At 63.0% G+C, this 21,085-nt stretch carries 19 protein-coding genes; 7 read left to right on the forward strand and 12 right to left on the reverse strand.

Going from position 1 to position 21,085, the window contains the following annotated elements:
* The first annotated feature begins 65 nt into the window (after positions 1 to 65).
* On the forward strand, positions 66 to 986 hold the full coding sequence (locus tag J3P84_RS12895; protein WP_434630738.1) for a LysR family transcriptional regulator: 921 nt from the start codon (positions 66 to 68) through the stop codon (positions 984 to 986).
* 16 nt (positions 987 to 1,002) lie between these two features.
* Here the strand turns inward: J3P84_RS12895 and J3P84_RS12900 are convergent, their stop codons facing one another.
* Complete coding sequence (locus tag J3P84_RS12900; RefSeq protein WP_434573973.1) at positions 1,003 to 1,227, reverse strand: YgdI/YgdR family lipoprotein; 225 nt, start codon at positions 1,225 to 1,227, stop codon at positions 1,003 to 1,005.
* A 221-nt stretch (positions 1,228 to 1,448) separates the two neighbouring features.
* Between J3P84_RS12900 and J3P84_RS12905 the strand changes: the two genes are divergently transcribed.
* From J3P84_RS12905 to J3P84_RS12915, 3 genes are all read left to right on the forward strand, one after another.
* Positions 1,449 to 3,101: a VRR-NUC domain-containing protein gene (locus tag J3P84_RS12905; protein ID WP_434630741.1), complete on the forward strand. Its 1,653-nt coding sequence runs from the start codon at positions 1,449 to 1,451 to the stop codon at positions 3,099 to 3,101.
* A 5-nt stretch (positions 3,102 to 3,106) separates the two neighbouring features.
* The gene (locus J3P84_RS12910) at positions 3,107 to 5,485 is read left to right on the forward strand and encodes an ATP-dependent DNA helicase (protein ID WP_434631291.1); all 2,379 of its coding nucleotides are present in this window, start codon (positions 3,107 to 3,109) and stop codon (positions 5,483 to 5,485) included.
* A 77-nt stretch (positions 5,486 to 5,562) separates the two neighbouring features.
* Positions 5,563 to 7,497, forward strand: coding sequence for a PAS domain S-box protein (locus J3P84_RS12915; protein ID WP_434630744.1), 1,935 nt, complete (start codon positions 5,563 to 5,565; stop codon positions 7,495 to 7,497).
* A gap of 67 nt (positions 7,498 to 7,564) precedes the next feature.
* Here J3P84_RS12915 and J3P84_RS12920 read toward each other — a convergent pair whose 3' ends face one another.
* From J3P84_RS12920 to J3P84_RS12950, 7 genes are all read right to left on the reverse strand, one after another.
* A complete protein-coding gene (locus tag J3P84_RS12920; protein WP_305500811.1) occupies positions 7,565 to 7,795 on the reverse strand; it encodes a hypothetical protein in 231 nt (76 codons plus the stop codon).
* Positions 7,796 to 7,875: 80 nt separating this feature from the next.
* Positions 7,876 to 9,132 (reverse strand): FAD-dependent oxidoreductase, encoded by a 1,257-nt coding sequence (locus J3P84_RS12925; protein WP_434630747.1) that lies wholly within the window; start codon positions 9,130 to 9,132, stop codon positions 7,876 to 7,878.
* Positions 9,129 to 9,365, reverse strand: coding sequence for a 2Fe-2S iron-sulfur cluster-binding protein (locus J3P84_RS12930; RefSeq protein WP_434630750.1), 237 nt, complete (start codon positions 9,363 to 9,365; stop codon positions 9,129 to 9,131). The genes J3P84_RS12925 and J3P84_RS12930 overlap by 4 nt, the downstream gene beginning before the upstream one ends.
* Positions 9,358 to 10,473: an NAD(P)/FAD-dependent oxidoreductase gene (locus J3P84_RS12935; protein WP_434630752.1), complete on the reverse strand. Its 1,116-nt coding sequence runs from the start codon at positions 10,471 to 10,473 to the stop codon at positions 9,358 to 9,360. The genes J3P84_RS12930 and J3P84_RS12935 overlap by 8 nt, the downstream gene beginning before the upstream one ends.
* Positions 10,470 to 11,402, reverse strand: a complete 933-nt coding sequence (locus tag J3P84_RS12940; protein WP_434630755.1) for a 4-hydroxyproline epimerase — start codon at positions 11,400 to 11,402, stop codon at positions 10,470 to 10,472. The genes J3P84_RS12935 and J3P84_RS12940 overlap by 4 nt, the downstream gene beginning before the upstream one ends.
* 109 nt (positions 11,403 to 11,511) lie before the next feature.
* Positions 11,512 to 12,183, reverse strand: coding sequence for a GntR family transcriptional regulator (locus J3P84_RS12945; RefSeq protein ID WP_434630758.1), 672 nt, complete (start codon positions 12,181 to 12,183; stop codon positions 11,512 to 11,514).
* An 80-nt stretch (positions 12,184 to 12,263) separates the two neighbouring features.
* A complete protein-coding gene (locus J3P84_RS12950) occupies positions 12,264 to 13,430 on the reverse strand; it encodes an MFS transporter (RefSeq protein ID WP_434630761.1) in 1,167 nt (388 codons plus the stop codon).
* A gap of 132 nt (positions 13,431 to 13,562) precedes the next feature.
* Here J3P84_RS12950 and J3P84_RS12955 point away from each other — a divergent pair, with 132 nt between their 5' ends.
* Both J3P84_RS12955 and J3P84_RS12960 read left to right on the forward strand, forming a co-directional pair.
* Positions 13,563 to 14,975, forward strand: coding sequence for a PLP-dependent aminotransferase family protein (locus J3P84_RS12955; RefSeq protein ID WP_434630764.1), 1,413 nt, complete (start codon positions 13,563 to 13,565; stop codon positions 14,973 to 14,975).
* Between the two features lie 77 nt (positions 14,976 to 15,052).
* Entirely contained in the window at positions 15,053 to 17,194 is a 2,142-nt protein-coding gene (locus tag J3P84_RS12960) for a TonB-dependent siderophore receptor (protein WP_434630767.1), read from the forward strand.
* A 57-nt stretch (positions 17,195 to 17,251) separates the two neighbouring features.
* Here the strand turns inward: J3P84_RS12960 and J3P84_RS12965 are convergent, their stop codons facing one another.
* Together J3P84_RS12965 and J3P84_RS12970 are read right to left on the reverse strand one after the other, a co-directional pair.
* A complete protein-coding gene (locus J3P84_RS12965) occupies positions 17,252 to 17,986 on the reverse strand; it encodes an SDR family NAD(P)-dependent oxidoreductase (protein ID WP_434630770.1) in 735 nt (244 codons plus the stop codon).
* Between the two features lie 310 nt (positions 17,987 to 18,296).
* On the reverse strand, positions 18,297 to 18,503 hold the full coding sequence (locus J3P84_RS12970) for a tautomerase family protein (protein WP_030140737.1): 207 nt from the start codon (positions 18,501 to 18,503) through the stop codon (positions 18,297 to 18,299).
* A 123-nt stretch (positions 18,504 to 18,626) separates the two neighbouring features.
* Between J3P84_RS12970 and J3P84_RS12975 the strand changes: the two genes are divergently transcribed.
* Positions 18,627 to 19,550 carry a LysR family transcriptional regulator gene (locus tag J3P84_RS12975; RefSeq protein WP_434630773.1) on the forward strand — a complete coding sequence of 308 codons (924 nt, stop codon included), beginning with the start codon at positions 18,627 to 18,629 and terminating at the stop codon, positions 19,548 to 19,550.
* A 94-nt stretch (positions 19,551 to 19,644) separates the two neighbouring features.
* Here J3P84_RS12975 and J3P84_RS12980 read toward each other — a convergent pair whose 3' ends face one another.
* Together J3P84_RS12980 and J3P84_RS12985 are read right to left on the reverse strand one after the other, a co-directional pair.
* Positions 19,645 to 20,076 carry a nuclear transport factor 2 family protein gene (locus J3P84_RS12980; protein WP_305500832.1) on the reverse strand — a complete coding sequence of 144 codons (432 nt, stop codon included), beginning with the start codon at positions 20,074 to 20,076 and terminating at the stop codon, positions 19,645 to 19,647.
* A 110-nt stretch (positions 20,077 to 20,186) separates the two neighbouring features.
* A complete protein-coding gene (locus tag J3P84_RS12985; RefSeq protein WP_434630777.1) occupies positions 20,187 to 21,083 on the reverse strand; it encodes a LysR substrate-binding domain-containing protein in 897 nt (298 codons plus the stop codon).
* Positions 21,084 to 21,085: the final 2 nt, after the last annotated feature.

Raw genomic sequence — 21,085 nt, forward strand, 5'->3', positions numbered from 1 at the left:
GGCGGAAGACGCAGCAGTTGCATGTTATAGCTGCACACAACGCCATCTGTGATCGAGTCCCGTCAATGTCCGCACCCGATTTGAATTTGCTCCTCACCCTGGATGTGCTGCTGTCCGAAGGCAGCGTGGCTGGTGCGGCGCGGCGGCTGCGCCTCAGTCCATCGGCCATGAGCCGGGCATTGGCGCGGTTGCGCCAGGCCACTGGCGACCCGTTGCTGGTGCGGGCCGGGCGGGGTCTGGTGCCAACTCCGCGCGCGCTGGCGTTGCGCGAGCAGGTCAGTCAACTGGTTCAGGACGCCCAGGCCGCGCTGCGCCCGGAGCAGGCGCCGGATCTGCGTCGAGTGAACCGAACCTTCACGCTGCGTACCCGGCAAGGCTTCGTGGAGAATTTCGCGCTGGAGCTGATTGCCCGAGTCAGCGAACAGGCGCCAGGGGTTCGGCTGTGTTTCGTCGACAAGGCCGATAAGGACAGCGCCGCGCTGCGCGAGGGCAGTGTGGATCTGGAAACCGCCGTGGTGGATGAGCGCACCCGTCCGGAGTTGCGCACGCAGGCGTTGTTTCGAGACCGCCTCATCGGCGTGGTTCGCCCAGGGCATCCGCTGAGCCAGATCGAGGTGAGCGCTGCCGACTATGCGATGGGCGCGCACATCGGCGTGTCCCTGCACGACCTCGATCATGGACCGATGGATCAGGCGTTGGGGGCATTGGGTCTGTCCCGTGAAATCATCACCAGCGTCCCGGGGTTTTCCGCTGCGCTGGGGCTCGCCCGGTCCAGCGACCTCATCGCCAGCGTGCCGGAGCGCTACACCACCCGCTTGCGCGCCGGCATGCACAGTTTTGCGCTGCCGTTTGCGCTGCCCGGGTTCACTATCGCGATGCTCTGGCACCCGCGTATGGATGCCGATCCGGTGCATCGCTGGTTAAGAGGTTGCATGAGAGAGGTTTGCGCGGATCAATACGCGCGCAAAAAACCCGGGGGGCAATAAGCCTGGAGGAAACGGTTCAGTCTTCCTTGCGAATCGTCGCCACTTCATCGGCGCGGACCCGGACTTTGCGGCCAGAAATGTCTTCGAATTCGTAGAAGCCATCGGCGGTGCGGGTGTTCGGCGTGTCCTCGGTCAAATACTGGGTACCGTTCTGCAAGGTCACCACGGTCGGCGAGGCGCAGCCGGCCAGCGCCAGCAGCGCGGTGACGACCAAGGGCAGGCCGAGAAACCTGATGTTCATATCCATAACCTCTTTCGAAAGGACGCAGCCCGGCTGATTCGACCGGGCCATCACTGAGTCAACCGCCATTGGTCTCGCTTGTTGTAGGAAAGTTCATCGCACAGGGAAGGATTTCTCCTTTAAATATAGGCGACCGCTCATCTTTTGCAGTTGCCTGCGCGGCGAGTAGCTGATATCTGTACGCATAACCAGTATTTCAGCATGCGTGGCGCTTTTTTTTCGTGACAGCCAATCCCCTTGACGACCCCTTTTATTACCTGAACAACTTCCAGCGGGTCCTCGCCTGGTTGACGCAACGCTATGCCGACGTATTGAGTGTCGAAGAGCAGCGGTTTATCGATGATTTCATCGCTTTGCCGCGTCCGGCCCAAGGCTTGCTGGTGCGGATGGTGATGCGCAAGGGCCTGCACTTTCGTCACACCAAACTGCGCTACGCGGAAATTGGCGATATCGCCGACGCCGTGGCGCCGTTGTTGGCGCTGGGCTGGGTCGAAGAGCAGGCGTGCCTGAGCCTTGTCGAACTGTTCGAGGTGCTGCTCAAGCCGGAAGTACTTCTGTGCCTGGGGCATCTGATCGAGCAACCCAAGGCACGCAAATCCGAATGGCTGCAGGCGCTGAGTAATCAGGACGGCCAGCCGCAGCCGTTTCGCGCCTGGTGCCCGCAACTCGAAGAGCGGCTGTACAGCCTCACGGTGATGGGGCTGTGCGACCGTTTGCGGTTGATGTTCTTCGGCAATCTCTATCAGGACTGGTCGGAGTTCGTGCTGGCGGACCTGGGTATCTTTGTCTATGAAGCCGTTGAGTTCAGCGCCGAGTCCCGGGGGCTGCGCAGCCGCGAGGACATCGATGCCTGTGTCTTCCTGCATGAATGCCAGCAACGCTTCGACGCCGGCGAACCGCTCGAACCGATCATCGCCCGGGTCAATGCCCTGGAGCTGGGCAATCCCTGGCTTGAGCGGCGCCGGGGCAAGCTGTTGTTCCAGATCGGCCAGCATTGCGAACGCATCGGTGATTTTGCCCAGGCCCTGAGTCTTTATCGCGGTTGTACCTACCCCGGCGCGCGACTGCGAATGATCCGCGTGCTGGAGCGCATCGGCGAATATGCCCTGGCCCTCGAACTGGCTGAAGCCGCGGCCCAGTCGCCCCAAAGCGCTGCCGAGCGCCAGGCCTTGCTCCGGATCGTGCCCCGACTGCGGCGCAAACTGGGCGGGCCGCCGGTGGCCCGCGCCGTGGCCAGGGAGGTCGAACGACTGGACTTGCATCTGCCGCGTGTCGACCCGACGTTGTCGGTGGAATATTACGTCCAGGCTCATCTGCATGACGAAGCCGCCCCGGTGCATTACGTCGAAAACAGCCTGGTCAATTCGCTGTTCGGCCTGTTGTGCTGGCCGGCGATTTTCGCGCCGCTGCCGGGGGCTTTTTTCCACCCGTTCCAGCGCGGGCCGGTGGACCTGCTGAACGAAGATTTCCATGACCGTCGCGCCGAACTGTTCGCGGCCTGTTTCGCCGAGCTGGACGACGGGCGCTATCGGCAGACCATCCGTCAACGTTACGCGGAAAAATGGGGCGTGCAGTCACCGTTCGTGTTCTGGGGCGCACTGTCCGAAGACCTGCTGGACCAGGCGCTTGACTGTCTGCCGGCCGAACACCTCAAGCACTGGTTCGGCCGTCTGCTGCTGGACATCAAGGCCAACCGCGCCGGCATGCCCGACCTGATCCAGTTCTGGCCGCAGCACAAGACCTACCGCATGATCGAAGTCAAAGGCCCCGGCGATCGCCTGCAGGATAACCAACTGCGCTGGCTGGAGTTCTGCCACGAACACCGGATGCCCGTCGCCGTCTGTTATGTGCAATGGGCGGAGCAGGGCGCGTGACCGAGATGCCGGGCTACAGCATTGCCGTGCGGGCGTTATGCGAGTTCACCGCGAAGGTTGGCGATCTCGACTTGCGTTTCACGCCGTCACCCACCGCCCTGGAAGGTATCGTCGGCCACCGTACCGTGGCATCGCGGCGCCAGGAGGGCTATCAGGCCGAAGTCAGCCTGGAAGGCGTCTATCAGACGTTGAAGGTCAAGGGGCGGGCCGACGGCTACGACCCGGCCCGCAATCGCCTGGAGGAAGTGAAGACCTATCGGGGCGACCTGAGCAAGCAACCGGACAACCACCGCCAGTTGCATTGGGCCCAGGCGAAAATCTATGGCTGGCTGCTGTGCGACAAGTTGCAGTTGCCGCGCATTGACGTTGCCTTGGTCTATTTCAACATCGTCAGTGAAAAGGAGACCTGCCTGGCCCAAAGCTGCGAAGCCTCGCAGCTCCAGGCGTTCTTCGAGCAGCAGTGCGCACGGTTCCTGGCGTGGGCCGAACAGGAAATGCGCCATCGCCAGGCGCGTAACCTGGGCGCCCAGGCGCTGACGTTTCCCCACGCCGGCTTTCGGCCGGGGCAACGTCACCTGGCTGAATCGGTATTCAAGGCGGTCAGCACCGGGCGCTGCCTGATGGCCCAGGCGCCCACCGGCATCGGCAAGACCGTCGGCACCTTGTTCCCCATGTTCAAGGCCTTGGCGCCGCAGCGTCTGGACAAGGTGTTCTTTCTCACGGCAAAAACCCCCGGACGCAGACTGGCCCTGGATGCGGCCCGGCTGATCACCAACAACGCCCCGGCGATGCCGCTGCGGGTATTGGAAATGATCGCGCGGGACAAGGCTTGCGAGCATCCGGACAAAGCCTGCCACGGCGAATCATGCCCGCTGGCCCGGGGGTTTTATGATCGCCTGCCGCAGGCCCGGGCAGCGGCGAGCCAGGTCACGCTGCTGGACCAGGCGGCGTTGCGCGACATCGCCCTGAGCCACGAAGTCTGTCCGTACTACCTGAGCCAGGAAATGGCCCGTTGGGCCGACGTGGTGGTGGCGGACTACAACTACTACTTCGATTTCAGCGCCTTGCTCTTCGGCCTCGCCCAGGCCAATGGCTGGACCGTTGCGACCCTGGTGGACGAAGCCCACAACCTGGTGGAGCGAGGGCGCCAGATGTACAGCGCGAGCCTGGACCAGCTTGCGCTGGCGACGGTGCTGAAAACGGCGCCGGAGCCTTTGAAGAAAGCGTTGCGCAAGGTCAGCCGTCAGTGGAACGCCTTGCACGAGCCGCAAATTGCCGCCTACCAGGCGTATGAAAAACCACCGGAGAAACTGCTTCAGGCACTGGGAACGTGCACCAGCGCCATCGGCGATTACCTCAATGACCATCCCCAAGGGCTGGACAGTCAGCTGCAAGCGTTTTATTTCGATGCGTTGCAGTTCGGTCGCGTGGCGGAGGCATTTGATGAGCATTTCCTGTTCGATATTCACAAGCGCGAATCCAGCCGCCAGCGCAGCCTGTCGACGCTGTGCCTGCGCAACGTGGTGCCGGCCGGTTTCCTGCGACCCAGGTTCACGGCGTCGCGCAGCAGCGTACTGTTCTCCGCGACGCTGAGCCCGCGGCGCTATTACGCCGATTTGCTGGGGACACCCGCGGACACGGTGTGGATCGATGTCGAGTCGCCGTTCCAGGCCGAACAGCTGGATGTCCAGGTGGTCAGCCGGATCTCCACCCGCTTCGCCCATCGCCAGGGCTCCCTTGAACCGATCGTCGCGCTGATGGCTCGCCAGTTCGCCGAGCGTCCCGGCAACTACCTGGCGTTCTTCAGCAGCTTCGATTACTTGCAACAGGTGGCCGGATTGTTGGCCGAGCGACATCCGCACATTGCGACCTGGACGCAATCGCGCGGCATGGGCGAGGCGCCGCGGCAGGCGTTCCTCGAACGCTTCATGGAGCACAGCCAGGGCATTGGCTTCGCGGTGCTGGGCGGCGCGTTCGGCGAGGGCATCGACCTGCCAGGCTCGCGGCTGATCGGAGCGTTCATCGCCACCCTCGGGCTGGCGCAGTTCAACCCGGTCAATGAACAGATCAAGCAGCGCATGGCGACGATCTTTGGCGACGGCTATGACTACACCTACCTGTATCCCGGCCTGCAAAAAGTCGTGCAGGCCGCTGGCCGGGTCATCCGCACCCAGCAGGATCGCGGCGTGGTGATGCTGATCGACGACCGCTTTGGCGAGGCCAAGGTGCAGCGATTATTGCCGCAGTGGTGGACCGTCAGGCAGGAACAGGATACTCCAGCTGTGGGAGCGAGCCTGCTCGCGAAGGCGTCGGACCCTCTTGCACCTTCGCAGGCTGGCTCAACCGCTTCGCGAGCAGGCTCGCTCCCACAAGGGGCTGCATAGCCCCACATAAATCAGGTTTTTACTCGGGCTGCAGTTGTTCCATACTCCGCACAAATCCCTCTGATCCCTCGGCCAACATGCTTGAGAACAACCCAAAGACTACCCGCATCAACGAAGAACAGCGCTTTCGGCTGCTTATCGATGCCGTGGTCGACTACGCCATTTACATGACCGACCCGTCCGGCATCATCACCAGCTGGAACTCTGGCGCTCGACGCTTCAAGGGCTACGAGGAATCCGAGATCCTCGGCCTGCACTTTTCCCGGTTCTACACCGATCAGGACCGTGCCGCCGGGCTGCCGCAACTGGCCCTCGATACGGCCGTGCGCGAGGGGCGTTTCGAAGGCGAAGGCTGGCGGGTGCGCAAGGACGGCACGCTGTTCTGGTCCCATGTGGTCATCGACCCGATCATCGACAGCCAGAGCGGCGAACTGCTCGGTTTCGCCAAGATCACCCGGGACCTGACCGATCGCAAGATGGCCGAGGAAACCCTCAAGCAGAGCGAGCAACAGTTCCGCCTGCTGGTGCAAAGCGTCACCGACTACGCCATCTACATGCTTGATCCGGACGGGCAGGTGACCAACTGGAACCAAGGTGCGCAGCGGATCAAGGGCTACCTGCCGGCCCAAGCGATCGGCCAGCACTTCTCGATGTTCTACACTCCCGAAGACCGGGAGGCCGGGGAGCCGCAGCGGGCCCTGAGCATCGCCGCCAGCGTCGGCCGTTTTGAAAAGAAGGGTTGGCGCGTGCGCAGGGATGGCACGCGCTTCATGGCTCATGTGGTTATCGATGCGATTCGCAGCGATACCGGCACACTCCTGGGCTTTGCCAAGATCACCCGCGACATTACCGATGCCACGCAGGCGCAACAGGCCTTGGAGCAGGCTCGCGAGGCACTGTTTCAAGCGCAGAAACTGCAAGCGATCGGCCAGCTCACCGGCGGCATCGCCCACGATTTCAACAATCTGCTGACAGTGATCCTCGGCAATCTGGAAATCATGCGCAAGCGCATGCCCAGCGAACCAAAACTCACCCAACTGCTGGACAACGCCGTCCAGGGGGCGCTTCGCGGTGTTTCCTTGACCCAGCGCATGCTGGCGTTCGCCCGTCGGCAGAAGCTCAGCTCCGAACCAGTGGAGCTGGCGACGCTGGTGCAAGGCATCAGCGGCCTGCTGCAAAGCTCGATGGGCCCGTCGATTCATATCCAGACCCGATTTGCCGAGGCGTTGTCGCCGGTGCTGGCCGACGTCAACCAGCTCGAACTGGCGATCCTCAACCTGGCGACCAATGCCCGGGATGCCATGCCCCAGGGCGGCAGGATCTTGATCGAGGCGCAGGAGCGGCTGGGTAGCCAGGCCGGTGGTCCAGGAAGGCCGTTGGGCAACGAGCGATACATTTGCCTGTCGCTCAACGACGAAGGCGATGGCATGGACGAGATGACGCTGGCCTCGGCCGTGGATCCTTTTTTCACTACCAAGGGCGTGGGCAAGGGCACCGGCCTGGGATTGTCCATGGTGCATGGTCTGGCCGAGCAACTGGGCGGACGACTGATCCTCAAGAGCGAAAAAGGCGTAGGTACCACCGCCGAGCTGTGGTTGCCGGTGGCTGATGAGTCGACCACGGACAAGCCGCCCGCAGTAGAGACAGCTACGCCACCTGTCCACGCGCTGCTGGTATTGGTGGTCGACGATGACAGCCTGGTGATGACCAGCACCCGCTTGCTGATCGAAGACCTGGGCCACCGGGTGCTTTGCGCTTTGTCGGGCCCCCAGGCGCTGGAGTTGTATGAGCGCAACCCGGATATCGACCTGGTGATCACCGACATGGCCATGCCCCAGATGGACGGTGCGCAGTTGGCGAAACTGCTGCGCGACCGTCAGCCGACGCTGCCGATCATCCTGGCGACTGGCTACGCCGAGCGCCTGGAAGGCTTCGCCACGCAGTTGCCACGGCTGACCAAGCCGTTCAAGCAGATTGATCTGGTGCAGGTGATTGGGCAGACGATGAAATAAACCGTCTTGGGGTCGCTGCGCAACCCAGCGCGAGCAAGCTCCCTCGCCAGCAAAGCGACTTGCGCAGCTACTGGGTATTTTTCTTGAAGCCCCGCAGGTTCATCGCACACAGGCAGAACTGCAGGACGATCAGCGCATAGGCATCGGTGTGCAGACCCCACACGACCCAGAGAATGTTACTGACGATAAAACAACTGAACCCAGCGACCCGCCGGCGGGGTTGGCGTGAGCCGATCAGCCACGCGGCCAATACCGTTACCGCCATCGCGGGCCATTGGACCCATCCCAGATAATCCACGCATTTCTTCCTCTTGCCGTTGATGCTCTACAGACCTTGGCACGGGCGTGGAATTCTTTTTTTCAAGCACAGGGCCGTTCTCAATTGAACGGGAGATCCTCCAACCTCAGCAACGTTTCAATCCGCGCCGGACTGAAAGGCGGGCGAGGAGCAGGCGGCGTCCAGCCAAGCAGATGCTCCAGCGCCGCGCCACAGACCCGGCCCTGACACGCCCCCATGCCGCAACGACTCGCCAGTTTTGCCTCACGCCAGTTCTCAAAATCGCTCAGCTCACCATAGGCCACGTCTTCACAACGGCAGACCAAGGTGTCGCGTTGGGGCAGGTTCTTCAAATGGGCATCAAGGGCAAAGGCAGTGTTCAAGGCCCGGGCAAAACCTTGCCAGCGTGCACGACCAGGCCACAGACGCTCGGCGGCCGGGGTATCGCCGACAGCGGCGTGGCCAGCGATGGCGCCTTCCACCAGGGCCAGTTCGCTGCCGCCGAAACCGGTGCATTCACCTGCGGCGTAATGATCAACGCGAGTGGTGGCTTGCCGGGCATCGACCGCAAGCGCTTGTCCATCGAGGCCACAGCCTAAAGCCTGGCCCAGCTGGGTATTGGGAATAAGGCCGAAGCCACAGGCCAACCGGTCGCAGGCCAGTTCAACGGTTTTGCCGTGTTGCAGCAGCCGCACGCCTTCGAGTCTGTCCTTCCCCAATGCCTCCAACACATGGGTGCCGGTGCGGTAGTGCGCATCAAACAGGCTGAACGCCTGCAACAATTTGCCCGGCCAGCGCGGCAAGCTCGCGGCGAAACCCGCCACGGCGGCGCGGTTGGCTTGCTCGGCGATTCGCAGCAGTTGCGCCCCGTGATGTTTCGCCGTGGCCGCACTGGCAAGTAGCAGCGGCCCGCTGCCGGCGACCACCAAACGTTCGCCACGCACCGGCAGGCCGCCCTTGATCAACGCCTGCAGGCCGCCGGCGCCGGTGACACCGGGCAGCGTCCAGCCAGGGAAGGGCAGCAGCAGTTCACGGGCTCCGGTGCACAGGATCAAGCGGTCATAAGCGATCAGCCAACCCTGCTCGGCGTCTTCTACCAGCAGGGTTTTATCGGCGGCGCTGGCGATCACTCGGGCGCCCATGCGCCAGGACACATTGGTGCAAGCGCGCACACGTTCCCGCAAGCGCCGTGCCTGCTTGGGCAGGTTGGCCTGGGGGCCGTCGCGCCAGATCTGTCCGCCGGGGACCGGGTTGTCGTCGAGCAGCACAATGCGCGCGCCGCTGCCGGACGCCGCCAGCGCCGCCGCCATTCCGGCAGGGCCGGCACCGATGATCAGAATGTCAGTGGATTCATTCATGCGCGGGTGTCCACTTGCATGCCATCACGGCACAGCGTCTGGCAGGCCAGGCGCCGACGACTGTCGATCAGCACCCGGCATTCCTGGCAGATGCCCATGCCGCACAAGGGCGCGCGTCGCTGGCCAGTCACCGAGGTTCGGCTGCAGCCGTCGGAGCCCAGGGCCAAAGCCGCGGCGACGGTGGAGTCTTCAGCGATCGAGAGTTTGCGTCCATCAATGCAGAGTTCAAGCATGGGCAGGTTCTCCCAGGAAACGTTGCGGCAGATAAGGTTGTGCGGCCAGCGGCGCGGTTTCGTTGAACAGTTGCGCGACCAGCAGGTCGGCCGTCGCCGGCGCGGTGGTGACGCCGAGTCCTTCGTGACCCACCGCCAGCCACAAGCCCTTGCGTTGCGGATGCTGGCCCACCAGCGGCAGGCCGTCGGGGCTCGCCGCGCGAAAACCGGTCCAGGCGCGGATGCCGTTGAGATGCGCCAGGCCAGGCATGTAATCGACGGCGCGCTTGAGCATTTTCGCCAGCATCCAGCCCTCGACCTGCGGATCGATGTTGCCAAATTGCCGAGACGCGCCAATGAACAGTTGTCCGGTCGGGCGCGGCTGGATGTTACAGGCCACCGATGGCCCGCTGGCGTTGTGGGCGCTGGTGACATAACCCAGTTCGACCAGGGTGTGGGTGACAGTGGCGGGGTAGCGATCGGTAATCAACAGGTGGCCTTTCTTGGGTTCGATCGGCAGCTCCGGACACAAGTCGGTGGCCTGGATGCCGTTGGCGAGCACCACCGCTTCGGCGCTCAGCCAGTGACCCCCGGTGAGACGCACGCGGTGGCCGTCCACTTCGCTGACCTCGGCACGCTGCTGGCGAATGTTGTCGTGATCGAGCATCCAGCGGGCGGCGGCGGGCGCGTAGAGAATGCCGTCGCCCTTGATCAGCAGACCGCCTTCCAGTCCCGTCCGCAGTTCCGGTTCGCGTTGCTGCAAAGCGGCCTGGCCAAGCAGTTCGCAGGCTTCGCCGTGGGCCATCAGATTCAGGTACTTGTCGTGGGCCACGGCCATCTCTTCGGCGTTGGCGGCCAGCCACAGCGTGCCGTTATTGCGCCAGGAGCAGCCCTCAGGCAAGGCGGGGGCCAACTCGCGCCATCGCCGCAGGGAATATCGGCTCAGGGCCAGCTCCGCCGGGTTGTCGTCGAGGACCAGCAGATGCCCCATGCCGGCCGCCGTGGCGCCGTGCCAGCCGGCGTCGAGCACCAGCACCCGCAAGCCACGCAGGGCCAAGCTCCGGGCACAGGCCGCGCCGATGATGCCGGCGCCAATGACGATGACATCGGCGACAGGCCCCTCGCTCACGGGCGAATGCCCCAGGCGAACGGGTCGTCCGGATCGATGATCAACGTAGTTTCCGCGCTGATGTAGGCGCGGCCGCGGATGGTCGGGACGATGCGCTCACCTGAACGCTCGTACGAGCCTTCGAATTCACTGCCGATGACACTGGCCTGACGCCAGATCTGTCCCGGTTGCAACTTGCCGTCGGCGGCCAGGCACGCCAGTTTGGCGCTAGTGCCGGTGCCGCAAGGGGAGCGGTCATAGGCCTTGCCGGGGCAGAGCACGAAGTTGCGACTGTCGGCATCGGGATCATCGGCGAACAGTTCGATGTGATCGATCAGCCCGCCGTCCTCGCCCCGAAAGCCCTGCTGTTCAAGAGCCTGCTGGACCGCGAACGTGTAGGCGGTCAAGGCATCGAGATTGTCGCCCGCCACCCGCTGGCCGTGGTCGGCGATCAGGAAAAACCAATTGCCGCCCCAGGCCACGTCGCCCACCACCGGACCGATGCCGGGCACTTCCAGGCGCAACGCCTGGCGATAACGGTAGGCCGGCACGTTGCGCACGCTGACCGAACGATCTTCGTGCAGAGTGGCCTGCACCTTGCCCACCGGGGTCTCGATGTTATGCACGCCGGGGCCGATCCGGCCCAGGTGCGCCAATGACACCACCAGGCCGATAGTGCCGTGGCCGCACATGCCCAGGTAGCCGCTGTTGTTGAAAAAGATCACTCCGGCACAGGCCGTCGGGTCCACCGGTTCACACAGCAGGGCGCCCACCAGCACATCGCTGCCCCTGGGTTCCAGCACGCACGCGGTGCGCCAGGCATCATGCTGTTCGGCCAGGCGCTGCCTGCGCTCGGCCATGCTGCCCTGGCCCAGGTCAGGGAAACCGGCGGTGACCAATCGGGTCGGTTCGCCGCCGGTGTGGGAGTCGATCACAGTGATGCGTTTCATGGCGCCACGTCCGTTCAGGTGAGTGAACGCAAGCGTGGCCCGCGCCGGGGGGTGGCGGCTTGAGGGTTTTATCTGTCGCTCGTGACGAAATCGGCACAGCGCGAAGGCATCATCGGCTCGACGGCAGGAATTCGAACAGTGTCTGGCAGACTCCGGCGATGTGTTCGTCCAGCAGCTTCACCGCGCGTTCGACATCACCGGCCCGGCAGGCGTCGAGAATTTCCCGGTGCTCGTGGTCGGCGCGCTCCTTGCCCGCCGACAGGCTCATCTGCATGCGCAGATAACGTTCCAGCTTGTCGTGGACCGAGCGGATCAGCCCGACCATGAACGGCCGTTGCGCCGGTTCGTAAAGGCAGGCGTGCAGTTGCCAGTTGAGCTCGGCCCAGCGGCCGACGTCATCTTCGCCGATGAACTCGCGACAGATGCTGTCGGCGCGGGCGAAGGTCGCTTCGGTCATGTTGGGAATGGCCAGGCGCAGGACCTTGTCTTCGAGCAGCATCCGCACCTCGAACATCTGCGCCAGTTCCGCTTCGGAAATCCGCGTGACCATCGCCCCGCGGTTGCGCTGGAACAGCACCAGGCCTTCGGCCTCCAGGCGCTTGAGCGCCTCGCGCACGGGGATCTTGCTGACATTGAACTGCCGGGCGATGTCGTCCTGGCGAATCGGCTCGTCTTCGGCAAAGTGCCCGGCCACAATGGCATCACGCAGGTGACGGGTGATGATCTCCGAGGTGGAGGGGGTGTTGCCCAGGTCGGGCAGGTTGAACTTGGATAATGTCACGGCGGCGAGTCGTTCGGGCTGCGTTGGGGATATGGTATACGACTTTGCCTGCGGCGATGTCGAGCGCTGGTGTGACGAGGTCAGCCATGGGATGGCTGGGCGATGAAAGCTTCACTGCGAACGATCAGCAACCCGGTGACCGCTGCGCCCGCCAGCAGTGCCAGGCCGAACACCAGCAGCGCCATGTCAGCGCCGAAACGATCGGCCAGCAACCCGGTCACCACCACCGGGATGCTGAACCCGATGTAGGCGAACAGGAAAAAACCGGCGCTGACCCGGGCTTTCTGCGCACCGGCCATGGCGGTCACGGCCGACAACCCGCCGAGGTACAAAAAGCCGTAGCACGCACTGCTGGCGCCCAGGGCCCCGAACAGCACCGCGGCCAGGGAGCCGATGCTCGCGCCCCAGGCGAGCAATGCATAGCTCAACGGCAAGACCAACAAGCCCAAGCCAGTAGCTCTGGCCGGTTGCATGCGTCGCACCCAGGGCTGGAAGAGCAGCCCGCAGCTGATGACGGTAAACGTCGACAATCCCGACCAACGCTGCAAGTCATGGGTGGCGAGCACCGACGGCAGGATGGCGATCACCAGCCCGGAAGTGGCCCAGGCCAGCAGCATGGAAAAGCTGTAGGGCAGGCTCCCGGCGGGAAACAGCGGCAGGCGCAGCAGCGGCGCCTGCTCGATTCGCACCGCGGGGTCGGGCAGTCGCCAGACGACGATCAGCGCCAGGCCAGCCAGCACCAATTGCAGCCAGAAACTGCCAGGGATAACGCTGGGACAGACGAACAGAAACAGGCTGGTCAGCGCCGCGCCCAGGCCAAAACCCAGGGAGGTGCTGGCCGTGACCCGGTTGGCCGGTGAACGGCTGTCGGCGGTTGCCAGCAGTTCCGTCATATAGGCGGTCGCGGTCGCCGAGGCCAGCCCGGTCCCGACCCCCATCATCAGGCGCGCCACACCCAGGGCGATCAGGTTGGGCCAGAACACGGTGACCAGCGTCGCCAGCATCGACAGTGCAAGCGCCGCGATGATCAACGGTTTGCGGCCCACCCGGTCGGCCAAGCCGCCGAAGGCCAGCAGCACCGGCAACACCCCCAGCACATAACCGGAGAACGCCACCGCCGTGGCGCCGGCTCCATAGCCGGAAAGCTGCGCATAGGTGGTGTATAGCGGCGCCTGGAGATTGACCGCCAGGGTGATCAGGCACAGTCCGAATGCCAGGCCCCATGAGTGTCGTTGCGATGCGTTCAAGAGCGTTCCTTGAGAGTGCGGAGTCTCGGCGAACTATCGCGGCCGTCCCGCAGGCAAACAAGGAACAGACGGACGCCTTTTATGTTTAACTGTTTTCGCGAAATTCAAGAACACTTGGAGAGAGCCCGTGTCATGGACCTGAACATCAATCGCAACGCTACGGGGTCCCTGGTCCGGCAACTCGTCGCCAGCGTCAGCGACTGGATAAACGTCCACGGCATTCGCCCTGGCGCCCGCATGCCTTCGATTCGCCAACTGGCGACGGAAAATGGCTTGAGCCTGTCGAGCGTGATCAAGGCCTACGACCAACTGGTCGCCAGCGGTGTGTTGGAATCCCGGCATGGGTCAGGGTTTTTCGTGGCGCAACGCCGCCCCGAGGCGTTGGCCCCGGAAGCCGAGGAGGCTGTCGCCTGGAAACTGTTCGATAACCCATCGACCCAACTCAAGCTGGGGTGCGGCTGGCTGCCGGACGCCTGGCGCGACGACAGCGACCTGGGCCAGGCGATCCGCCAAGTGGTGCGCTGCGACAGTCACGCGTTGTTCAACTACAGCACCCCGCTGGGCTCCGCTCCTCTGCGCCTGCAGATCCAGAAGCGCCTGGGCCTGATCGATATTCACGTCGATCAGGCGCAAATCATCACGACCCAGGGCGCCAGTCATGGCCTCGACCTGCTGGTGCGCACGTTGCTCAAACCCGGCGACCTGGTACTGGTGGAAAGCCCCGGTTACTACAACCTGTTCAACCTGCTGAAGCTGCACGGGGTCAAGACTCTGGCAGTTCCGAGGACCGCGCAGGGCCCGGACGTCGCGAGCCTGGAGCGCTTGCTCGGCGCGCATGAGCCGAAGTACTTCTTCGTCAACAGCATGTACCAGAACCCCACCGGCACCAGCCTGGCGCCGAGCGTTGCTTATCGCCTGCTGCAACTGGCGACGCTGCATGACTTCCGTATTATCGAGGACGACATCTACGCCGACTTCCAGAACGGTCCGACCTCACGCCTGGCTTCCCTCGATGCCCTGGACCGGGTGATCTACCTGGCGAGTTTTTCCAAGACCTTGTCCAGTTCATTACGCGTCGGCTACGTAGTGGCCCAGCCGGAAATCATCAACCGCCTGGCTGAAATCAAGATGGTGACCGGCATCGGCTGTTCATTGCTGGCGGAAAACGTCGTGGCGACGCTGTTGGCCAACGGCGCTTATCGCAAGTTGATCCAGCGCTTGCGCCTGCGTTTGAACAAGCAGATGGCAAGCACGTTGCGCCAGCTTGAGCCGGCCCTTTGGGAAGTGTTTGCCGAGCCCTCGGGTGGCCTGTTCATCTGGGCGCGACCTCGGCATGTGCCGGCGGCGCGCGTGCAAACGATCGCCGAGCAATTGCAGGTGCAGTTGTCCCAAGGGGCGACGTTCTTGCCGAACGGGGAGGTCAGTGACTGGTTGCGCCTGAACGTGGCGTATACCCAGGATGCTCGTGCCCAGGCTTTTTTCCGTCAGATTGAACAGGAATCGACTGTTGGGACGGCAGTGCTAATGGGAATAGATATCAAATAGGAATGAGTTGCTGTATCTTTCGCGACCTATTCCTGCCGGTCTCCAGGCTGGCGTTCTTTCGTTAGGATTGTGTGTCGATGCGTCGGATACTCGTTTCTCTGTGTGTGCTTCAGGCTTATTCCATTTCCACTTGGGCAGAAGAACCCGGCACGACGGACAGGGCGCCTTTGGAGCTGCAAGCCACCGATATCGTCGGCACCTCGGACTTCGAGACCGCGCAGGGGCCGGTGAAGGGCTACCACGCGACCCGTTCGGCCAGTGCCACGCGTACCGACACCGCGCTTCATGAAACCCCACAATCGATCTCCGTCGTATCCCGCGATGTGGTGGAGGACCTCAGCGCCACGCGTCTTCAGGATGCCCTCGATTATGCCGGTGGCGTCGGCAGGGCCAACAACTTCGGCGGCCAGGGCCTGACCACCTTTACGGTGCGCGGCTTTACCACGGGCGAGTTCTACCGCAATGGTTTTCCGATCAACCGCGGCTATCCGAACATGCCGGATGCCAACACCATCGAGCGGCTGGAGGTACTGCGCGGCCCGGCGACGATGCTGTATGGCCGTGGCGACCCGGGTGGCACGTTCAATATCGTATCCAAGCAACCGCTGGCCGAGCGTACGGTGACCCTGGGCAGCCAGGTCAGTGACCAGGGCATGCGTCGCGGCACCCTGGATGCGTCGGGGCCGCTGGATGAAGAAGGGCGCCTGGCTTATCGCCTGAACGTGATCGGCGAGGGCGGCGATACGTTTCGCGATCACGTCGAGACCGAGCGTTATGGCCTCGCCCCGGTGGTCACCTGGCAGGTCAACGACACCACGCGCCTGACGTTCGAAGGCGATTTCATGCGCAACAACCATCCGCTGGACCGTGGCTTGACCCATTATCCCGGCCAGCGCGGCACGGCGTCCCGCGATACCTTCTTCGGTGAGAAAGACGCCGGCAAGCTGCACAACGACAACAGCATGCTGCAGGTGCGTTTCGAGCACATGCTCAACGACGACTGGACCCTCGCCGGCGGCACCCAGTGGCTCGACGGCACGTTGCAGGGCAACGCCGTCGAAGCCAACGGCATCGGCGCCGATGGGCAGACCCTGGGGCGCAACTTCAACTATCGCAAACTGGAATGGACCGACCGCGATACCCAGCTCAATCTCACCGGGCATTTCTCCACCGGCGGGTTCGAGCACACGCTGTTGACCGGTGTCGAGTATGAAGACTACGACTATAAGTCGATCATCCAGCGCTCTGCTGCCGGTGCCGGTGCGTATCCGATCGACATCTTCGATCCGGTGTATGGGCAGCCGCGCCCGGCGTTGACCCGCACGCCCACCAATGACCAGGAAAACCTCAAGACCTTCGGCTTTTTCATCCAGGACCAAGTGGCGCTGACCGAGCGTCTCAAGGTGCTGGCCGGTGCGCGTTTCGAGCGGTTCGAGCATGAGTACGAAACCTTCGTTCCCCAGGCGCGTCCCGGCAGCCGCAACTGGGACGTCACCGACAACGCCGTCACCCCACGCCTGGGCGTGATCTATGACCTGACCGACACGGTCGCCGTCTATGCCAACACCGCCCGTTCGTTCAAACCCAATAACGGCGCCAGCCGCGAAGGGGGCGGGTTCAAGCCGGAGGAAGGCAAGTCTTACGAAATGGGCGTCAAATGGGAGGCGCTGGATCGTCAGTTGAGCGTCGATGCAGCGATATACCAGATCGAAAAACGCAACGTGCTGACACCCGATCCGCTGGATTCGACCTTCAGCGTGGCGGCCGGCGAGGTGCGCAGCCGTGGTTTCGACCTGAACGTGGCGGGCAACCTGACGCCGGAGTGGCGCGTGATTGGCGGCTACGCCTATGTGGATGCCGAAGTGACCAAGGACGTCAACATCCCCACGGGTACGCGCTTGCTCAACGTGCCGAAGAACTCCTTCAGCCTGTTGAACGTCTACGAGTTCCAGGACGGCGGCCTCAAGGGACTGGGCCTTGGCCTGGGCGCCAGGTACGTCGACGAGCGGGCCGGCAACACCGCGGCCACCACCTTCACCATGGACGATTACACGGTGGTTGACCTGCTCGGCTACTACAAGGTCAACGAGCGCATTCGCCTCAACCTCGACCTCAAGAACCTGTTCGATGCGGATTACGAGGAGGGCGCGTTTGGTGGTGTGTACGCCTATCCGGGCGCGCCGCGCACCGTGCAGGCAGGTATTTCCTACACGCTGTAGCGACCAGGCCAAGCTGCACGAAAAACCCCGAAGGTTTCGCCTTCGGGGTTTTGTTTTTTACCACTTGCCGGTGCTCATCCCACCGTCCACCGGCAGGATCGCGCCAGTGGTGAAATCGGCACCCGCCAGGTACAGGACCGCTTCGGCAATCTCGTCGATGGTGCCTACCCGCCCGGCCGGGGCCAGGTTGTTGAGGAAGTCACGATTGGCCGGGTCATGCATCGGCGTGTCGATGATGCCAGGCGCTACCGCGTTGACCTTGATGTTGTGTGGCGACAGTTCGAGCGCCAGGGCACGGGTCATCTGGTTGACACCGCCCTTGATCAGCACCGGCAGCGCTGCCGGCACCTGGATGTTCGGTTGCAGGGCCACCGAGGCGGAGATGTTGATGATGAAACCCTGGCGGCGGCTGATCATGTGTGCGGCAGCAGCCTGGCTGGCGTAGACGAGCCCCTTGAGGTTGGTGTCCAACAGCGATTCGAGGTCTTGGGGGCTGTATTCGATGAAGGGTTTGGGCAGGAAGAACCCGGCGTTGTTCACCAGCCCGTCCACCGCGCCGAAGACTTCGATGGCTTTGCCGATGAGGGCGGTAGAGGTTGCCGGGGCGGCAATGTCACCGGCCACGCCGATGAAGCTCGCCGGGTGACCGAGCTGGCCGGCCGCGTCATCCAGGCCCGATTGCGAGCGGGCATTGCCCACCACGTTGTAGCCGCGAGCGAGGAACGCCTTGACCAGGCCAAGGCCGATACCGCTGGACGCGCCGGTGATGATGACGGTTTTCCGATTGCTCATGATGTTGACTCCTGATCACGTTGGGTTAGAACCGCTGCGCCTGGGTTGGCGGGGTTGAGATCAGGTTATTGATGCGCTCGGGTTTGATAAATGGGGGTTCTGGTACTTGAGTTGATACTTGGTGTAATCAATCCTGCAGAAATTCACCCAACTCCTGTGGGAGCGAGCTTGCTCGCGATAGCGGCCCATCAGTCACATTTGAACTGTCTGACCCGCCGCCATCGCGAGCAAGCTCGCTCCCACAGAGGTCGCGGGATGGTGGGCAGAAAAAAGCCCGGTCATTCGGACCGGGCTCGTCAGGGATGAAGGGTCATTCCTTGGGCTTGCTTCGATACTCGGTTGTCGTCATGCCCGCATAACCCCAGTTATCCGTGTCGACTTCCTCGATCACGATATGGGTCAGGTGCGGGTCCTTGCCCAGCACGCGCTGCAGGGTCTCGGTGATTTCGCTGATGACCTGGGCTTTCTGCTCGCGGGTAACGCCGTCGCGGGTGATACGAACATTGACGAAAGGCATGATGCACTCCAGTTGAGGAAAGTGCGCAGCAGATGCCGCGCAATCGATGACCACTGTATTTATACGTCACGGGCTGATAAACAGGCATCGGGAATCTTCTGTTGATACGCGGTGTAATGAATCATGAAGCGGCATTTCGAAGATTTGCAGTTGGGCAGCATCGAATTGTTCTGCCTGGCGGCCGAGGCGGGCAGCTTCACGGCGGCCGCCCAGGTGGCCGGGGTGACTCCGGCGGCGGTGAGCCGGTCGATCTTTCGCCTGGAGGAGCGCCTGGGTTCGCGGCTGTTCGTGCGTACCACTCGAAGCATCCGGCTGACCGATGCCGGCCGGACCTTTTTTGAGCAATGTCGCCAGGCGTTGACGCAACTGGTCGAGGCGCAACAGGAAGTGATGGGCGCGCAAACGGTGCCGTCCGGGCAACTGCGCATCAGCGTGCCCACGACTTACGGTCATCATCGCATCCTGCCGCTGCTGCCGGCATTTCGCGCGTTGTACCCGCAAGTCAGCGTGGATGTCCACCTGAGCAACCGCAACATTGACTTCGTTGCCGAAGGTTATGACCTGGCGATACGGGTACGCGCCCAGCCGGATTCTTCGATGATCGCCCGGTTGCTGGAGGACGCCGGGTTGGTGGTGGTTGCGTCCCCGGAGTACCTGCAACGGGCCGGCACGCCGCTCACCCTGGAAGACCTCGACTTACACGAATGCATCCAGTTCGAACTGCCCAGCAGCGGACGGCGTATCTCCTGGCTGTTCAATGTCGAGGGCAAGGAGAAGGAGGTGTTCGGGCAGGGCGGGTATTGCTGTTCCGATGATGTGCTGGGCGGCGTAACGCTGGCCAGGCATGGCGCGGGATTGTTCCAGACCTACAGATTCATCGTGGAAAAGGAACTGGCGGACGGGCAACTGGTGGAGGTGCTGGCGCCGTTCGCGGGACGCTCGCGCCCGTTCACCTTGCTGTACCCCCACGGCCGTTACGTGCCGCAGCGAGTGCGGGCGTTTGTGGATTTTCTGTTGGGGTATCGGCAGCAATGGGCCGAGGGCTGAAGCAGGCGCCCGGCCTGGCCGGATTCCCCGTGGCGAGGGAGCAGGCTCCCTCGCCACGATGGATCACCAATATTTCAAATAACGCTACTCGCGATCAGAACCGAAACGCCTGACGCCCGATCAGCAGCCACTTCCCATTCTGCTTCTGCCAGATCTGGAAGTTCTCGATTTCCGTCGGGATCACTTCGGTGCCCTTGAGTGCTTGCGCGGAAAAATGATTGCGCACCAGGGCCACATCGCCTGACAGGGTGATTTTCTGATTCTTCATCTCCAGGGTCTTGAACGCGCTTTTTCCGGTTTCGATGTCGGCGATGAAGGCTTTCTTGTCCTGGATGTTGCCGCTGGAATGGCCGTAGGTCAGGTTCTCGGCGGCGAGCGCCTGAAGCTGGGGAATGTCCTTGTGCAGCATGGCCTGGGTCAGGTGGTCGACCGCTTCGGCAACCTCTTTTTCAGCCGAGGCGGGGGCGGCTGCGGCGTAGCCGCTGAACAGGCACAGAAAGCCGATGACCGATAGCGCTTTTTTCATGAGAATTTCCTTGTTGTTGTAGGTATGCAGGAACGAGGCGTGAGCTCTCGTCGGTCATCGTACAACTTGTCAGGAAAGACTGGAATAGCCACGTGGTCCCGTAAATGTTCTTACAACCCCTCCCGAACCGCCCCGCGAATCCCCTCCAACAGCATCGTGAACGCCGGATTGTCGTTATCCTCCCGCCACACCAGATGCAATTCGCTTTGCACGCCTTCGCCCAGATCGATCTCGCGAAACACCACTTGCTTGAACACCACGCTGGTCGCGCACCGGGGCACCAGCGCCACGCCCATGCCGGCGTTGACCAGTGCCAGGATGGTCAGCGATGAACCGAGCCATTGCACGAACTGCGGGGCGACGCGGGCCGAGCGCAGCATGCCGGTGAGCAGTTCGTTGAAGGGTGGGTAGGCGGAGTGGGAGTACATGAGGAACGGTTGCCCGTCCAGATCCTGCACGCTGACAGACTCGGCGCTGGCCAGCGGATGGCCGGCCGGCACGGCCAGGACGAACGGCTCGCGTACCAGGCATTCGGTCGCGTAGCCGGTTTCCAGCAACGGCGAACGAACGATGCCGAGGTCGATGCGCCGGGCGCGCAAGGCTTCGTGCTGCTGGTAGGTGTTCATCTCCGCGAGGACGATCTTGACCTGTGGCTGTTTGAGCCGCGCCTCGGCAATGACTTTGGGCAGGAATTCATACACCGCGCTGCCGACGAAGCTGATGGTGACCGAGCCGATATCGCCCTGGGCAAAACGCTTGGCGGCCTCGGCGGCTTGTTGCGCCTGTTGCAGCAGGTTCTGCGCTTCGATGAAAAATGCCCGGCCGGCTGCGGTGAGGGCGACGCTGCGGGTGCTGCGGGTAAACAGCTCGACGCCGAGGTGATGCTCCAGCAACTGGATCTGTCGACTCAGGGGCGGCTGGGTCATGTTCAGGCGTTCGGCGGCCCTGCGGAAATTCAGTTCGGTTGCCACTGTGGTGAAGCAGCGCAGTTGGGCCAGTTCAAACATTG

The organism is Pseudomonas sp. Z1-29, from assembly GCF_051131995.1.
GTDB lineage: Bacteria > Pseudomonadota > Gammaproteobacteria > Pseudomonadales > Pseudomonadaceae > Aquipseudomonas.

What these genes read in the sequence shown, in the direction of transcription:
- J3P84_RS12895 (WP_434630738.1), top strand. Translation starts at nt 66, where the DNA reads ATGTCCGCACCCGATTTGAATTTGCTCCTCACCCTGGATGTGCTGCTG.
- J3P84_RS12960 (WP_434630767.1), top strand. Translation starts at nt 15,053, where the DNA reads ATGCGTCGGATACTCGTTTCTCTGTGTGTGCTTCAGGCTTATTCCATT.
- J3P84_RS12915 (WP_434630744.1), top strand. Translation starts at nt 5,563, where the DNA reads ATGCTTGAGAACAACCCAAAGACTACCCGCATCAACGAAGAACAGCGC.
- J3P84_RS12975 (WP_434630773.1), top strand. Translation starts at nt 18,627, where the DNA reads ATGAAGCGGCATTTCGAAGATTTGCAGTTGGGCAGCATCGAATTGTTC.
- J3P84_RS12925 (WP_434630747.1), bottom strand. Translation starts at nt 9,132, where the DNA reads ATGAATGAATCCACTGACATTCTGATCATCGGTGCCGGCCCTGCCGGA.
- J3P84_RS12900 (WP_434573973.1), bottom strand. Translation starts at nt 1,227, where the DNA reads ATGAACATCAGGTTTCTCGGCCTGCCCTTGGTCGTCACCGCGCTGCTG.
- J3P84_RS12930 (WP_434630750.1), bottom strand. Translation starts at nt 9,365, where the DNA reads ATGCTTGAACTCTGCATTGATGGACGCAAACTCTCGATCGCTGAAGAC.
- J3P84_RS12965 (WP_434630770.1), bottom strand. Translation starts at nt 17,986, where the DNA reads ATGAGCAATCGGAAAACCGTCATCATCACCGGCGCGTCCAGCGGTATC.
- J3P84_RS12985 (WP_434630777.1), bottom strand. Translation starts at nt 21,083, where the DNA reads ATGTTTGAACTGGCCCAACTGCGCTGCTTCACCACAGTGGCAACCGAA.
- J3P84_RS12970 (WP_030140737.1), bottom strand. Translation starts at nt 18,503, where the DNA reads ATGCCTTTCGTCAATGTTCGTATCACCCGCGACGGCGTTACCCGCGAG.
- J3P84_RS12910 (WP_434631291.1), top strand. Translation starts at nt 3,107, where the DNA reads ATGCCGGGCTACAGCATTGCCGTGCGGGCGTTATGCGAGTTCACCGCG.
- J3P84_RS12955 (WP_434630764.1), top strand. Translation starts at nt 13,563, where the DNA reads ATGGACCTGAACATCAATCGCAACGCTACGGGGTCCCTGGTCCGGCAA.
- J3P84_RS12980 (WP_305500832.1), bottom strand. Translation starts at nt 20,076, where the DNA reads ATGAAAAAAGCGCTATCGGTCATCGGCTTTCTGTGCCTGTTCAGCGGC.
- J3P84_RS12940 (WP_434630755.1), bottom strand. Translation starts at nt 11,402, where the DNA reads ATGAAACGCATCACTGTGATCGACTCCCACACCGGCGGCGAACCGACC.